The organism is Fictibacillus iocasae, assembly GCF_042665465.1.
GTDB classification, from domain to species: domain Bacteria; phylum Bacillota; class Bacilli; order Bacillales; family Fictibacillaceae; genus Fictibacillus; species Fictibacillus iocasae.
Window position 1 is genome coordinate 50,995 of sequence record NZ_JBHTCP010000052.1, and the last position, 14,262, is coordinate 65,256.

Here is a 14,262-nt window from a genome sequence, read left to right on the forward strand (position 1 = left end):
GCCACTGCTCCTTTTCAACAGGTTGTTTACAGCACCATCTTTCCAAGATAAATCACATAAACGCCGCGGTCTTCATCAATTTCTGTTGAGTCCCGCAAAAACTGTCCAATGCTCGGGATGTCGATCACATCTTTTAAAAGGTAGCGGATCGCTTCCCAATGCGTGGCGAGCGGGAGTGTGCGGATAAGCCGCATATCACCGTTTTCGCGGTATTCACGAAACTCGATGTGCACGCCTTTTCCTTTGTAATTCTTTTCATCAGAGAAACGGCGCGCTTCTCCTTTTTCCTCAAGCACGAGCACCTCTTCATTGCCCGCCATTTCATTCGCCTTCAGCATATATTCTTTGCCTTTCACGACAAAATAATGGCACAGCTGCCGCGCGTACATTTCGTCCTCGTGCAGGTTTTCCGGAACGGAGTACGTTAAGAAGCCTTCAAAATTTTCACCGCGCTGAATGTAATACGTTAATTTCAATGTCCTGTCCTCCCTGAGGTATACTGTATCTATCATACCAGTGCGGAGGGTCCAATGTGGAATATAAAGTAAAACGTGAAGCCTTTTTTAATCAGCTGCCCAATTATTGGGCGAACATGTACGGCCAGGAGTATTCGCTTTACGGCGTGCACCAGATAACAGAGGAATATGCTGCAAGCTTGCAAGAGTTCGGCGATCGTGCCGGTGCCATTTTTTTCAAAACGCATGAGTTGCTGTCATCCGATCTTGTGGCAGATGAAACACTGCTGCAGCTCGGATTTCCAAGCGAAACACTGCCATACATACGCTGTAAAAGTCTGTTGCCGAAAACAGTCATCGGCAGACTGGATGCCGTAGAAGTAGATGGTGCGCCTAAAGTGATGGAGCTCAACAGCGACACCCCGACGTTCATTTATGAATGCTTTTCTGTAACTGGAAAAATGTGTGATGAATTTGGTGTGTCGGATCCGAATGAAGGGGAAGAGGCGGTGTTGAAAAAAGCCGTTCGTTCCGCTGTCTTGAACGCCTACCGCAGCCTCGGGACGAGTCATGCACCGTACATTGTATTTACGTCGCATGAAGATAATGAAGAAGACCGCAACACCGTGCTGTACTTGAAATCTCTTGCTGGAATGCCGTCTGAATACGTGGCATTAAAGGATCTTCGGATTGTTGCCGGCGTCGGGCTGTTCGACAGTGCTGGCCGTAAAATCGATGTTCTGTACCGCCAAACGTTTCCGGTCGAGTCACTCATAAAAGATGTCGACCCGGACACAGGGGAGAACGTCGGCTTGCAGCTCATGCAGCTCGTCATTGACGGAAAGCTCGCTGTCATCAACCCGCCATCGGCCTTTCTTTTGCAAAGTAAAGCCGTCATGGCCGTCATCTGGGGACTGCACGAAGAACACTCGCCGTTCTTTACAGAAGAAGAGCACGAATGGATTGGCCAATGCTTCCTGCCGACCTACCTCGAACCCGACATTTTGATAGCAAACGGCGAAAGCTACGTGAAGAAGCCCGTCTTCGGCCGCGAAGGAGATACAGTGGAAATATTTGACGGGTCCGGTACGCTAGTAGAAGAAGATAAAAATAAAAGCTACAAAGACTATTTATATGTGTACCAAAAATATGCCGAGCTGCCCAAAACCACATTTATGACAGAACAAGGCGAAAAAGAAGGACACCTCATGTCCGGTATATTCCTGATCAACGGAAAAGCCAGCGCATTCGGCTTCCGAGTCGGCAGCCGCATCACCGACAACCTCTCCTACTTTTTGCCGGCGGGAATAAAAAACCTATAAACCGGGGTCCGGTACCGGTTTACGCAACCATGCACCACTTTAGGAAATACAAGAAAACGTACCGGACCCCAAATGTATTATCAAAAAGTACCTCAACAACTATGCCATCTTAATTCTTTAACTCTTTAACACTGTGAATACTTCTTAGACTAAGTTGAGTGTAGTGTAAGGCGCCGACTCCAGCGAGTGGGAGTGAGACAGGTGAGACCTTCCAAAGGCGCTTGGAAAGCGTAGGGGCTCACCTTGTCCAGCTGCGGCGGCTAGTCCCTCGAGTCAGAAGGATGAATGGTCCAGTAAGGCAAAGAGCGCCTTACTTGCCCCTTCACCTTCTGCTGGTCGGGACTGAACGAGCCGCCTCCACATTTCGGTTTGTCCAGCTACGGCGGCTAGTCCCTCGAGTCAGAAGGATGAATGGTCCAGGAAGGCAAAGAGCGCCTTACTTGCCCCTTCACCTTCTGCTGGTCGGGACTAAACGAGCCGCCTCCGCTTTTCGGTTTGTCCAGCTGCGGTGGCTAGCCCCTCGAAGTCAAATGAGCCAGTTCCCAATAAGTCAAAAAGCGATCTTCTCGGTCCCTTTCTCATTTGCTTGTCGGGGCTGGACGAGCCCACCCGCGCTTTTCGCCATCCCCCCGCGGAAAGCGTGCGCCTGAAACGGAAATCGACTACTTCTTAGAATTCTAAAAAACACTTAATGATAAATAATTAAAATGTTGAAATAAGAAGAAAAAGCATGAAATTGTAGGAAAAAGAAAGAATGATAGAGATATCCTGCCCAAATCACCTCATGCGGCTATAAATTGATTATTCTGAATATTTTAATAATATTTACTTTCAGTTAATATAACGTTAACGAAACTACCACCCATTCTTAACAAGAAAGGCGTGATTCCAGTGAAACAGGCAAGCGAAGCATACTAACATCACATCCAGTTAGTAGACGGTCCGTGACAGCCGATTACGAGATGTGTGGGTATGCGGGGAAACACGCGATAGTGTCATTAAACTTATATTTTATAAGGGAGATGATTCCAATGACTTGTGTAAGCGAAGCATGCTAATGATCGTGTTGCAGAGGAAAATAGCTGGTGAAAACTATTTTCGCAGCATGTGTGCATGCGGGGACTGGAAAAAGGATAATAAACTGTAGAGTGCAAGGCAAATGATTAAATGCTAGTCAGTTAATTAAATGCAAGTGCATGTGCAACAGTAAGAAAGGGAAAATGTATAAGTGAATAATGAAGAACTAAAATAAGGCGTCGGCTATGTACAGTACACATAGATCCGGCGCCTTTATTTGTTTACATAACCGGGGTCCGGTACCGTTTTCGTTAACATCAGCAATGACGGAGGGCGACGGGAAAAGGTACCGGACCCCGACAGGGATTTGTTATAATAATGATACTATTTAGACTATTGCGTAAGGAGGTGGGAAACAGGATGAACCCTATAGAGGTATTAGAGCTCGAGATTGAAGCCATTATCAATGCTTCGAGCGAAAACATTATCGTTACGGATGGAAGTGGAGTGATTCTCCGCGCTGTAAAAAACAGCGAGGAAATGTACGGTATTCCATCAGCCGACCTGGTTGGTAAATCCGTCAAAGAGCTGGAGAAGCAGAAAATCTTTAATCCTTCTGTTACCTTAGAAGTGCTGGAGAAAAAAGAGCCTGTGAGGTTTATGCAGCAAACCGGCACCGGAAAGGTAATCATGACTCAAGGCATCCCTCTTTTTGATCAAGATAGGAAAATTATAAGAGTCATCAGCTTTTCTCATGACATGACCGAGATCGAGGAACTGAAAATGCAGTATGAAGTGCTGCAGCATAAGATGAAGCGTTATGAGGCAGAAATGCAGCAGCTTCGGAATCAGCAAACGTTGAAGGATGGCGTCGTGATCAAGAGCAAGCACATGCAGAATGTTTGGGATATGGTGAAAAGGGTGGCAAACAGCGATGCTGCTGTCGTGCTTGAAGGAGAATCGGGTACAGGAAAAAATGTAGCAGCAAGAGCACTTCATCACGGAGGCAGCAGAAGGACAGGGCCGCTTATCGAAGTGAATTGCGGTGCAATTCCACCAACACTTTTCGAATCGGAAATGTTCGGGTATGAGCCGGGTGCCTTTACAGGAGCAAGCACGAAGGGAAAACCGGGGCTGATCGAACTGGCTGACAAAGGAACCTTATTTCTTGATGAAGTAGGCGAACTGCCTATGGCGATACAGGTGAAATTGCTTAAAGTGCTGCAAGAGAAGAAAGTGACAAGAATGGGCGGCAGCAAGAGCCGTACAGTCGATTTCCGAGTAGTTGCTGCAACAAATCGAGACTTGGAATCGATGGTCAAGCAACGGATGTTTCGGGATGATCTTTATTACCGTCTAAATGTTGTGCCGATTACCCTCCCCCCTCTTCGGGAGCGTAAAGAAGACATTTTGCACTTCATTGCGTACTTTTTGGAGAAATTCAACGTCAAGTATGGGACGAGGAAATCTTTTCATGTGAGCGCTGTAGATGAACTAATCGCATACAGTTGGCCAGGCAACGTCAGAGAACTGGAAAACCTCATTGAACGAATGGTCGTAACGGTTGATGAAACCTTGATTAAAGGGAAGGACCTGCCTGCTATGCAAAAAACACAAAAAGCAAAGCAGCGTACCGATGAGACCGTGGCAATGTCGACCCTCCAAGAATCGTTAGAGACGGTTGAAAAAAGCTGGCTCATCCGTGCGTTTCGCGATTGTCGATCCACCTATGAGATGGCTGAATATCTTGGCATGAGCCAGCCGACTGTCGTGCGTCGGCTTAAAAAATACCGTATTAATTCAAAAACGATTTAATTATTCAAAAATGACTCAAACTATCTTGTTTTGAGTCATTTATGAATTAAAACAGCTTAAAACGATACGTTATGAAGTGGCACGATACTTGCATAGATACATAGTGAGTTCTTATTCATAGATAAAGGGTGATGATAATGGAAAATCAACATGAACAGCTAGCAAGTTTGGATCAGAAGCATTTTCTGCATCCGACCACTTCAATAAAACAGCAGCAAGCAACAGGACCGGATTTTATTTTCACAAAAGGGAAAGGTGTCCGTCTTACTGACATAAAAGGGAGAACCGTAATCGATGGTATGAGCTCACTGTGGAACGTGAACATTGGACACGGCCGCGAGGAGATCGCACAGACCGCATACGAACAAATGAAGACCCTAGGCTACAGCTCGTGTTTTGCCACATTCAGCAATGAACCGGCAATTCAGCTTGCCGCGAAGCTCGCTGAAATCGCACCAGGCAATCTGAGCGCGACGTTCTTCACGTCTGGAGGATCCGAATCGAACGATACGGCATATAAGCTAGCACGGCATTATTGGATGTTAAAAGGGCAGCCAAAGCGCAAGAAAATCATTTCGCGGTCGCAGTCGTATCATGGCGTAGCTGTCGGAGCAACGAGCGCGACGGGGTTGAAGCCCTTCCGCGATTTCACGAACTCACTCGCGCCAGACTTTTGTTATGTGGATCATTTCTCACCCGAGGCGCTTCGCCAAATGATCGAGCGGGAAGGACCGGAGACGGTTGCGGCGTATATCGCAGAACCGGTTCAAGGTGCAGGCGGGCTTCACATCGCGCCAGATGGCTATTTTAAAGAAATCCGCAGCATCTGTGATGAGTATGGCATCCTTTTTATCACGGACGAAGTAATCACCGGTTTTGGCAGAACGGGCACATATTTCGGCGTGGACCATTATGGTGTGGCGCCTGATATGATGTGCTTTGCCAAAGGCGTATCGAGCGGGTACGCGCAGCTTGGCGGAGTGATGATTTCAGAGAACATGCACAACGATTTTAAGCAGCTGTCTGAAGGCACGCTGCTGCATGGCTACACGTACAGCGGCCATCCGACGGCGTGTGCAGTCGCGCTGAAAAACCTCGAGATCCTCGAACGTGAAAATTTGATCAATAACGCGCGTGTGATGGGCGAGGAAATGCTCAAAGGCTTCCAAAAGATTCAGTCACTGCGCAGCATTGTTGGAGATGTTAGAGGCCTCGGACTAATGGGTGCAGTGGAAATCGTGAAAAATAAAGAGACGAAAGAGCGCTTTGCAGAGCCGTTCGCGCCAAAAGTGGTAGCAGAAGCGGCGAAACGAGGTCTTATCTGCCGTTCTGTCGTGTTTGACGGGCAAGACACACTCGTCTTCGCACCGCCGCTCGTCATTAACAGCGAAGAGATGAACGAATTGATCAGCATACTAAACGATGCAATCGAAGCTGTTGAAACAGGAATTCCTACGGCTGCAACGCAGTAAACATAGTCGGGGTCCGGTACCTTTTTCCATCAGCATGCACCACTTCGCTGTTTTTGGAAAAAGTGTACCGGACCCCGGTTTTTATTTGCTTAGCCCTTTGCCGCCAATCGGATTCAAGATGCTCATTCGCTCCATCCCGGCGATTAGCGGCTTGCCGTTCTGGATGAGCGTCTTCACGGAATCCAACTGAAGCGATGCTTGGTGAGCGCTTTGGTCGCGCCAGACTTCATAAATGAAGACAGCATCCGGTTCTGTTTCTGAGACGTTCACGACGTACAGAAAACAATGATCCACAGCTTCCATTGATTGAGCGGCTTCTAATAATACAGCCGCCAGCTCATCCCGCTTTCCTTCATACGCTGTCAGCTTTCCATACAATCCATACATCATTCAGCACCTCCGTTTACATTTATAGGTATTCCATTCGCTGTAGAGGCGATATAGACCTTTATTCAACGGTTGATCAACTTCCTTATGCGCGAGGGGCAAACAGAATAACCCCCACTCCCACAAGGCAGATGATGGTGCCGATCCAGTCGTATGTGTCGGGCATTTTCCGGTCAACACCCCAGCTCCACAGCAATGATAGTAAGATGAACACACCACCGTATGCCGCATAAACACGGCCGAATGTCGGAAAAGCTTGCAGCGTCGCGATCACGCCATATAAAGCGAGTATCACACCGCCCAGCAATCCATATATTGAGGGCTTTCCTTCTCGAAGCCAAAGCCAGATCAAATAGCCTCCGCCGATCTCGGCAAGACCTGCCAGCAGGAACAGAAGAAACGTCATCATAAGAACAGCGCCATAGAAAGGGTATGATAATAGATTCCATCAATAAATGTATCCCGCTCAGACAAGCCTTCTTTCTTAAAGCCGAGCTGTTTATACAGCGCGATCGCGTTTTCGTTATCCTGACGCGTGACGAGTGAGATTTTTTTCGTGATACCGTTCTGTGAAGCCCACTGAATCAGTTCCTTCATCAATCTCTTGCCGATGCCTTTCCCTTTATACTCTTTGGAAACGACGATGCCGAGGGTGCCAACATGCTTCGACCGTGCTCTTTGGCTTGAGGTTATCGTTGCAATGCTGATAATCTTTTCACCAACAAGAGCAAGCAGAATAATCGAGTTGTCCTCGCCGCGCACCGTTTCTAAGTAGTCTCCATATTCGACTGCGTCGCGCTGAAACTCGTTTTTGCCAAACGATAGATAATCACTTTCACCCCCGACAATATTATAAAAATTGATGATTCTCTCTGCATCATCTTTTTGTGCTTCACGTACGATATAGTCCATATAACGCTCCTCCAAAAGGCTCCATATGACAGGCAATGCCTGAAATTAGGGTATGATGTTCTAATAACAGCATAAATGGTTTAAGGAGCTGATGCACTTGTCTTTTTTTACATCTGATCAACAAAAAGAGTATATCCAGCAGCTCGAAAAAGCGGTGCAGCATTTTGCAGACCGTGCAGCCGAGCTGGATGAAACGGGAAGCTTTCCTTTTCAAAATATAGAAAAACTAAAAAAGTTGGGTTATACAAAACGGACGCTGCCAAAGGAATATGGCGGAGGCGGCGGCACGCTGATGGATTACTTGCTTTGTCAGGAAACGATCGCGCGTTATTGCGGAGCGACTGCGCTGTCAATTGGCTGGCATGTCGGCATTGTACTTGAAATAGCAGAAAAGCAGCAATGGGAAAAAAGGAAGCTGCACACGTTATTTGAGGCGGTTGCGCAAGGCGCGCTCGTCAACCGCGCGGCAACCGAACCGCAGACGGGAAGTCCGACACGTGGCGGCAGGCCTGGGACAACGGCCGCCCATAAAAACGGCGGATGGGTGCTGAACGGACGGAAAACGTTTACGACACTCGCCCCTGTTCTCGATATTTTTCTCGTAAGTGCGTGGATAGAAAAAGAAGAAAAAGTTGGCTGGTTCTATGTAAAACGTGATACGCCGGGAGTTTTCATTGATGAAACGTGGGATATGATCGCGATGCAAGGTACGGGGAGCCATGATCTTGTGCTAAAAGACGTCTTGCTGGCGGCAGACGATCTTGTGGAATATTCCGAGAGCAGGACGAAAAAGTCTGGCTGGCTGCTGCATATTCCCGCCACATACATTGGAATGGCAGGTGCAGCACGAAACGAAGCGGTGCAATTTGCTAAATCGTACTCCCCTAACAGCTTAGAAGGACCAATCGGACAGCTGCCAAATGTAAAGCGGCTGATCGGTGAAATGGACATTGAGCTGTCACAAGCACGTCATTTTCTTTATTCTGTCGCAGAGAAATGGGAGAAGACTGGTGACCATGGTCTATTAAAAGAGATGGGCGCTGTAAAATATTGCGTAACGAACGCCGCGATCTCGATCGTTGATAAGGCGATGAGGGTAGTGGGGGCGAGGAGCTTGCAGCGCGATAATCCGCTGCAGCGCTATTATCGTGACGTCCGTGCAGGGCTGCACAACCCGCCGATGGACGACTCCGTCATAGCGATGTACGCGAAAGAAGCACTAGAATAATAGAGGGGTCCGGTACGTTTTCCGCTCAACCAGTGTAAACACTGACATGGCGGGAAAAAGTACCGGACCCCGATTGCTTATTCTCTCCACCATTCCTCTGAATGAGAGTGATGAGCTGTCTCGCCAACAGTGACCGTTTCCCCGATTTTAGGAACAGTGATGTGAACCCCGTTTTCTTTCGAAGCCTTCCACGCCCGCTTAACGGGATCGTTCCAGTCATGAAACGACAGGATGAATGCTCCCCAATGCACGGGAATCAAGGTACGACCTTTCACATCCATATGCGCCTGCACCGTTTCTTCAGGCATCATATGAATGGACGCCCAGCGTGTGTCGTACTGTCCGCATTCCATGAGCGTCAAGTCGAACGGACCGTATGAGTCGCCAATTTCTTTAAAATGAGGACCGTAACCGCTGTCACCGCTATAGAAGATTTTGTTATGCTGGCCAATAAACGCCCAGGAGCACCATAACGTCGTGTTGCGGTCTGTCAGACTGCGCCCGGAAAAGTGGCGCGCAGGTGCACAAATTAGTTTTATGCCGTTAAACTCCACGGTGTTATGCCAATCATGCTCTGATATCAATGACGGGTCTGCGCCCCACCGTTCGAGGTGGCTGCCGACACCGAGCGGCACAATAAACCGCCGCGCCTTGTGTTTTAATTTCTGAAACGAATGATAATCGAGGTGATCGTAATGATCGTGTGAAAAAACAATCGCATCGACCTCAGGCAGCTGTTCCATTTCAAAAGGCAGCTGTTTGCTGAAGCGTTTGTTGCCGAACCATGGAAAGGGAGTGGGCGCACTGCCGAGCATCGGATCAACGAGCAGCGTCTTGCCCTCCATCTCTAATATGAAAGCAGAATGCCCGAGCCACGTCACACGTGCCTCATCAGTGCCGAGAGGCTGTCCAAATCGGAAAGGAACGACAGGAACAGGTACCACTGGTTTGCGCCTCGGATTGCCTTTTGCATAATCCTGCAGCATGGAGAGAATATCCTTTCCGTTCATATCCATGGAGGTCGGGATCGTATTCTGAAAAACCTTACCGTCAAAGTGTGTCGAAGCGTGCATACGCTTCAGCACCGCTTCAGATGGTCTTCCTCCAAAGGCAGGAAAATAACGAAAAAACAGAAACACTGCCAAAATGATGACAGCTGCTGAAATAACTATACTTGCCATACATGCATCCTCTTTCACGAACGTATTTGACAATATCATACACCTTTTTAGGGGTCCGGTACTATTTACGTGCTTCGGTTGTCATTGTGTAGGTATTCGGAAATAGTACCGGACCCCCATCTTTGGTTTTCTTTAAAATGTTATCCTGCTGTAACTTTTTTAATACGGTTTTGTTATGTGGGGCTGTTAGAATGAGCGGGTAAATCTAATGGGAACAGGAGAGGATGTTTTGAAGAAGTTTACAGCTGGATTGATTGCAGCAGGGTTTATCGCGATGACGCCACAGATAGGCTATGCAGCGCTTGGGGATCAGACGCTGAAGCAGGAGATGGAGCACGCTGACGTTCAAGATCTGCAGGAGATATTAAAGAAAAAAGGTTATTTTACATATAGCAGCACAACAGAGTATTACGGTACATACACAACGAAAGCTGTTAAGGAGTTTCAGCGCGACAAAGGACTCGCGGTGGACGGTGTGACAGGCATGCAGACATATAAGGCACTTGGGGTGTTCAGTAAAGAAGCGATCGTGAAGACAGCCAAGAAATACGAAGGCACCCCGTACGAATGGGGCGGCGAGTCGCCGGATGGCTTTGATTGCAGCGGGTACTTGAATTACATATTTGATGAAGCGGCAGGAATTGATCTGCCGCGAACGGTGAAGGACATGTACGGAACAGGAACGAAGGTGAGTACACCAGCGGTTGGTGATATTGTATTTTATGATATTGACGGCGGCGGACCGAGCCATGCCGGTGTATATATCGGCAACGGGCAGTTCATGCACAGTGGATCATCAAACGGCGTCACAACCGCCGAGATGGACAGCTCATACTGGTCTGAGAGGTATGTGGGCGCAAAACGATATCGCTAGACAATAGGAAAAGAGCATCGAAAAAGGATGCTCTTTTTTTCTGATTTTACAGGCCGACAAAATACTCGCTCTTGCGGTAGCTCATCGCTTCCATTGACGCGATGAGCTCGCCCTCGCTCTCTACCCGGATCCGATACCAGGCTGTCCGGTGATTGCGCTTCTCTTCTTCTGCAACAGCGCGCAATACCGCACCGCATTTTCCTGGTGACATGAAGTTCACGACCGTGTTCAGGCCGACAGATGTGCGGCCGTACGAGTTGCATGCTGCGGCAAACGCATAATCGGCGAGTGCGAATATAACCGCGCCATGAGCGGTTCCGTGCGAGTTCAGCATATGCTTTTGCACAGCGACTTCGGCAACCGCCGTACCGGGGCCGAGAGAAACGAGTTTTATGCCAAGGAAAGAAGCGTACGGTTCGTTTTCAAACAAAGAAGTGATTTCTTCCACATGCTTTTCGTGCATTTCCAAATCTTTATTGTCCATTTTGTCCTCCAGCAGCTTTGATGTATGTAGTATTCTCGGTTAAAAAAAAGAAACCTTTTCCAAGGTGTACGCCTACCATTAAACGGGAACAAAAAAATGGACAATATGTAGACAAAATAGTAGATACGGTACTGCATTTTCCCTTGAAATTTTGGTAACATAAGAGAATGATATTAAGAAAGGAATGCAGCTATGAAAGATAAACGGGCTAGAAAGATGGTAAGCCTGCAAAGCACGGCAGAAAAGCCCCGATACATAACTGGACTAGATGGTATAAGAGCCATAGCTGTACTCGCAGTCATCGCCTACCACTTGAACTTTCAATGGGCATCCGGCGGACTACTCGGAGTAACGGTTTTCTTCGTACTCTCAGGCTATTTAATTACAGATTTATTAATATCGGAATATAACAATAATGGGACAATTGATTTAAAACGGTTTTGGATTCGAAGGGCGCGCAGGCTGCTGCCAGGCATGTTTACAATGCTGCTTGTCGTCATGTCGTTTGTCACACTCTTCAGGCCTTCGCTTTTAACGAAGCTTTGGGAAGATTCGCTCGCCGCAATATTTTATATCAGCAACTGGTATTACGTGTTTCAGGAACTCTCTTATTTTGAAAGCTTTGGCATCACCTCTTTGCTGACGCATTTCTGGTCACTAGCAGTGGAAGAACAATTTTATATTATATGGCCGCTGTTTATCGGCTTATTGTTAAAATTGCCAAAACGCCTCGTATTTCTGTATACCGTCATGCTTGCCACTATATCTGCATTGGCCATGGCGGCGCTTTATGAACCTGGAGCAGACCCGAGCCGAATCTATTACGGGACAGACACACGGGCGTTCTCGCTTCTGATCGGAGCGGCGCTCGCCATGATCTGGCCGAGCCGGAAATTGTCACAGCACACGCCGTTATCAGCACGCCTATCGATGGATGTGATCGGAACTGCCGCACTCGCCGTCATCCTGTACATGATCTGGCAGACGAACCAGTACCAGGACTTCTTGTATCAGGGCGGGATGGTCATTCTTTCCATCGCTTCAGCTGTTCTTGTTGGAGCCGTCGCGCACCCGTCCAGCACGCTTAATAAAGTGCTCAGTCTGCAGCCGCTAAAATGGATTGGACTCCGTTCATACGGCATTTATCTTTGGCACTTTCCTGTTATCGCGCTTTCCACGCCAACTGTTAATGTCGGGGGAATCGAGCCGGTCCGCATTATTTTTCAGGTGACTCTCATTCTATTTCTATCGGCATTATCATACACGTTCGTTGAAATGCCGATACGAAACGGCGCCATTACGAGAACGTGGGATATGATGCGCCGTGGAGAGTGGCGCGGCAAGCTAGGGGTTTACACGAAGTTCGTGACCGTTAGCGGAATCATCCTCATGCTGTGCGTCATCTCTACACTCGGTGTCGTATCAGACCGAATCGTTAAAGCATCGGATCCGATGACATTGCCGCTGATCGGCACCATTGAAGATAAAGAAGTGCCGGCCATGAAGCCGTCAGAGCCTGAAAAACCAGAAAAGCCTGTTCAAGAAATAAAGCCCGAGCCTCCGCGTGAGAAAGAGCGTCCCGAGGAACGGGCACCATCATCTACGCCGCCACCTCCACCAAAGCCAGAGAAGCCGGTGAACAAAGACGCCAAGATCACTATGGTAGGAGACTCGGTCATGATTGCGGCCAAGCCATATTTAGAAGTCGAATATCCTCATCTGAAAGCGGACGGTAAGGTCGGCAGGCAGATGGAAGAGGCGTACGCTATTTTCAATCAGCTCAAAAGCTCCGGACAGCTGCATCCGTATGTGGTAGTGGAGCTTGGGACGAATGGGCCGTTTGATAAAGAGCAGCTTGACGAAGTACTCGACTTGATCGGAGAGGACAAAGAGATTTTGCTTGTGAACGTCCGTGTACCCCGTCCTTGGCAGACTGTCGTCAATGACGTGCTGAGCGAGTCTGCTGCCGAGCGTGATAATGTCACACTCGTGGACTGGTACAACGCGAGCGCCGCACATGCTGAATACTTTGCAGGCGACGGTGTCCATCTCACCCAGACCGGTGCAAAAGCATACTCGGCTCTCATAACAGAAGAGCTGATTAATGTGACGAACTAGCTTTTTCTGTTCATTTTTAAAAAAAGACAGGCAACAACGAAACGAAGCCAGAATGCATCCTGCGTTCTGGCTATTTTTGTATCATCAGCAAAAAGGCACACATTATATGTTAAAATATAGAAAAAATCCTATGCGATGTCTTCTAAACCATACTTAAAAGCTTAGGGGAAAAAGGGGAATTCTAATGATGAACGAGCAGTATCAAAACAGTGAAAACCTCGACATCCGGATACAGATTCACCAGAATTACAGCACGAATCCAGAAGATTGGCATATGTGGCTGTTTGATCAATACGACATCAAGCCGGGCAGCCGCATTTTGGAGCTTGGCTGCGGAAACGGTGTGTTCTGGCAGAAGAACCGCGATCGTGTTCCGAAGCACTGGTCCATCACTTTGTCCGATTTATCAGAAGGCATGCTTTCCGACACTCAGTCTGCCCTTCAGCCTCTCTCCAACTTTCAGTACAAACAGATCAACATAGAAGACATTCCATTTGAAACAAACACCTTTGACGTGGTCATCGCCAACCATATGCTGTATCATGTGCCGAATCGCGAAAGAGGCTTAGCAGAAGTTCGCCGTGTTTTAAAGGACGGCGGAGTATTTTACAGCTCTACGATTGGCAATGAGCATATGCAGGAATTCGGCATGCTGCTTCAAGAATTTGATGAAGCCATCAACTTCTCAGCCGCATATGATCAGGCAAGAACGTTCGGCTTAGAAAATGGAAGAAGTCAGCTAGCGCCTCATTTTCATCACATTGAGCTGAAACCATTTCCTGGCGATTTAAACATTACCACCGTTTCAGCGGTAGTGGATTATCTGCGTTCCACACAGACAGAGGCGAAAGCCAAGCTGACAGGAACTACGTTGAAAGCATTTGAACATTTTTTAAGGTCCAAAATGGATGAAAATGGGGGATCTATTAAAATCACCAAATCCACTGGACTATTTGCTTCAAAATGAACAGACGAATTTCCAACAATTGAAGAAAAT

General features: G+C 47.8%; 13 protein-coding genes. 7 read left to right on the forward strand and 6 right to left on the reverse strand.

All coding sequences use genetic code 11. From position 1 onward, the window contains the following. Positions 1 to 26: 26 nt before the first annotated feature. Entirely contained in the window at positions 27 to 476 is a 450-nt protein-coding gene (locus ACFQPF_RS17570; RefSeq protein ID WP_379751404.1) for an RNA helicase, read from the reverse strand. A gap of 56 nt (positions 477 to 532) precedes the next feature. Between ACFQPF_RS17570 and ACFQPF_RS17575 the strand changes: the two genes are divergently transcribed. From ACFQPF_RS17575 to ACFQPF_RS17585, 3 genes are all read left to right on the forward strand, one after another. Beyond that, complete coding sequence (locus tag ACFQPF_RS17575; RefSeq protein ID WP_379751406.1) at positions 533 to 1,777, forward strand: glutathionylspermidine synthase family protein; 1,245 nt, start codon at positions 533 to 535, stop codon at positions 1,775 to 1,777. A gap of 1,437 nt (positions 1,778 to 3,214) precedes the next feature. Further along, the gene (locus ACFQPF_RS17580; RefSeq protein WP_379751408.1) at positions 3,215 to 4,609 is read left to right on the forward strand and encodes a sigma-54 interaction domain-containing protein; all 1,395 of its coding nucleotides are present in this window, start codon (positions 3,215 to 3,217) and stop codon (positions 4,607 to 4,609) included. A 137-nt stretch (positions 4,610 to 4,746) separates the two neighbouring features. Beyond that, positions 4,747 to 6,081, forward strand: a complete 1,335-nt coding sequence (locus ACFQPF_RS17585; RefSeq protein WP_379751410.1) for an aminotransferase family protein — start codon at positions 4,747 to 4,749, stop codon at positions 6,079 to 6,081. An 81-nt stretch (positions 6,082 to 6,162) separates the two neighbouring features. Here ACFQPF_RS17585 and ACFQPF_RS17590 read toward each other — a convergent pair whose 3' ends face one another. From ACFQPF_RS17590 to ACFQPF_RS17600, 3 genes are all read right to left on the reverse strand, one after another. Then, a complete protein-coding gene (locus ACFQPF_RS17590) occupies positions 6,163 to 6,471 on the reverse strand; it encodes a putative quinol monooxygenase (RefSeq protein WP_379751412.1) in 309 nt (102 codons plus the stop codon). Between the two features lie 82 nt (positions 6,472 to 6,553). After that, entirely contained in the window at positions 6,554 to 6,877 is a 324-nt protein-coding gene (locus ACFQPF_RS17595; RefSeq protein WP_379751415.1) for a YnfA family protein, read from the reverse strand. Further along, positions 6,874 to 7,380, reverse strand: a complete 507-nt coding sequence (locus tag ACFQPF_RS17600; RefSeq protein ID WP_379751418.1) for a GNAT family N-acetyltransferase — start codon at positions 7,378 to 7,380, stop codon at positions 6,874 to 6,876. Before ACFQPF_RS17600 ends, ACFQPF_RS17595 begins: the two co-directional genes overlap by 4 nt. 91 nt (positions 7,381 to 7,471) lie before the next feature. Here ACFQPF_RS17600 and ACFQPF_RS17605 point away from each other — a divergent pair, with 91 nt between their 5' ends. Beyond that, on the forward strand, positions 7,472 to 8,608 hold the full coding sequence (locus ACFQPF_RS17605; RefSeq protein WP_379751420.1) for an acyl-CoA dehydrogenase family protein: 1,137 nt from the start codon (positions 7,472 to 7,474) through the stop codon (positions 8,606 to 8,608). Positions 8,609 to 8,685: 77 nt separating this feature from the next. Here the strand turns inward: ACFQPF_RS17605 and ACFQPF_RS17610 are convergent, their stop codons facing one another. Then, positions 8,686 to 9,789, reverse strand: coding sequence for an MBL fold metallo-hydrolase (locus tag ACFQPF_RS17610; RefSeq protein WP_379751422.1), 1,104 nt, complete (start codon positions 9,787 to 9,789; stop codon positions 8,686 to 8,688). 229 nt (positions 9,790 to 10,018) lie between these two features. On the opposite strand from ACFQPF_RS17610, the gene ACFQPF_RS17615 reads away from it, so the two are divergent. Further along, a complete protein-coding gene (locus tag ACFQPF_RS17615) occupies positions 10,019 to 10,663 on the forward strand; it encodes a C40 family peptidase (RefSeq protein WP_379751424.1) in 645 nt (214 codons plus the stop codon). A 46-nt stretch (positions 10,664 to 10,709) separates the two neighbouring features. On the opposite strand, the gene ACFQPF_RS17620 is transcribed toward ACFQPF_RS17615, so the two are convergent. Further along, on the reverse strand, positions 10,710 to 11,147 hold the full coding sequence (locus tag ACFQPF_RS17620; protein WP_379751426.1) for a hotdog fold thioesterase: 438 nt from the start codon (positions 11,145 to 11,147) through the stop codon (positions 10,710 to 10,712). 192 nt (positions 11,148 to 11,339) lie between these two features. Between ACFQPF_RS17620 and ACFQPF_RS17625 the strand changes: the two genes are divergently transcribed. Both ACFQPF_RS17625 and ACFQPF_RS17630 read left to right on the forward strand, forming a co-directional pair. Next, on the forward strand, positions 11,340 to 13,265 hold the full coding sequence (locus ACFQPF_RS17625) for an acyltransferase family protein (protein ID WP_379751428.1): 1,926 nt from the start codon (positions 11,340 to 11,342) through the stop codon (positions 13,263 to 13,265). Between the two features lie 184 nt (positions 13,266 to 13,449). Continuing rightward, positions 13,450 to 14,232, forward strand: a complete 783-nt coding sequence (locus tag ACFQPF_RS17630; RefSeq protein ID WP_379751430.1) for a class I SAM-dependent methyltransferase — start codon at positions 13,450 to 13,452, stop codon at positions 14,230 to 14,232. Positions 14,233 to 14,262 lie beyond the last annotated feature (30 nt).

What these genes read in the sequence shown, in the direction of transcription:
- ACFQPF_RS17580 (WP_379751408.1), top strand. Translation starts at nt 3,215, where the DNA reads ATGAACCCTATAGAGGTATTAGAGCTCGAGATTGAAGCCATTATCAAT.
- ACFQPF_RS17590 (WP_379751412.1), bottom strand. Translation starts at nt 6,471, where the DNA reads ATGATGTATGGATTGTATGGAAAGCTGACAGCGTATGAAGGAAAGCGG.
- ACFQPF_RS17585 (WP_379751410.1), top strand. Translation starts at nt 4,747, where the DNA reads ATGGAAAATCAACATGAACAGCTAGCAAGTTTGGATCAGAAGCATTTT.
- ACFQPF_RS17600 (WP_379751418.1), bottom strand. Translation starts at nt 7,380, where the DNA reads ATGGACTATATCGTACGTGAAGCACAAAAAGATGATGCAGAGAGAATC.
- ACFQPF_RS17605 (WP_379751420.1), top strand. Translation starts at nt 7,472, where the DNA reads ATGCACTTGTCTTTTTTTACATCTGATCAACAAAAAGAGTATATCCAG.
- ACFQPF_RS17595 (WP_379751415.1), bottom strand. Translation starts at nt 6,877, where the DNA reads ATGATGACGTTTCTTCTGTTCCTGCTGGCAGGTCTTGCCGAGATCGGC.
- ACFQPF_RS17625 (WP_379751428.1), top strand. Translation starts at nt 11,340, where the DNA reads ATGAAAGATAAACGGGCTAGAAAGATGGTAAGCCTGCAAAGCACGGCA.
- ACFQPF_RS17610 (WP_379751422.1), bottom strand. Translation starts at nt 9,789, where the DNA reads ATGGCAAGTATAGTTATTTCAGCAGCTGTCATCATTTTGGCAGTGTTT.
- ACFQPF_RS17630 (WP_379751430.1), top strand. Translation starts at nt 13,450, where the DNA reads ATGATGAACGAGCAGTATCAAAACAGTGAAAACCTCGACATCCGGATA.
- ACFQPF_RS17620 (WP_379751426.1), bottom strand. Translation starts at nt 11,147, where the DNA reads ATGGACAATAAAGATTTGGAAATGCACGAAAAGCATGTGGAAGAAATC.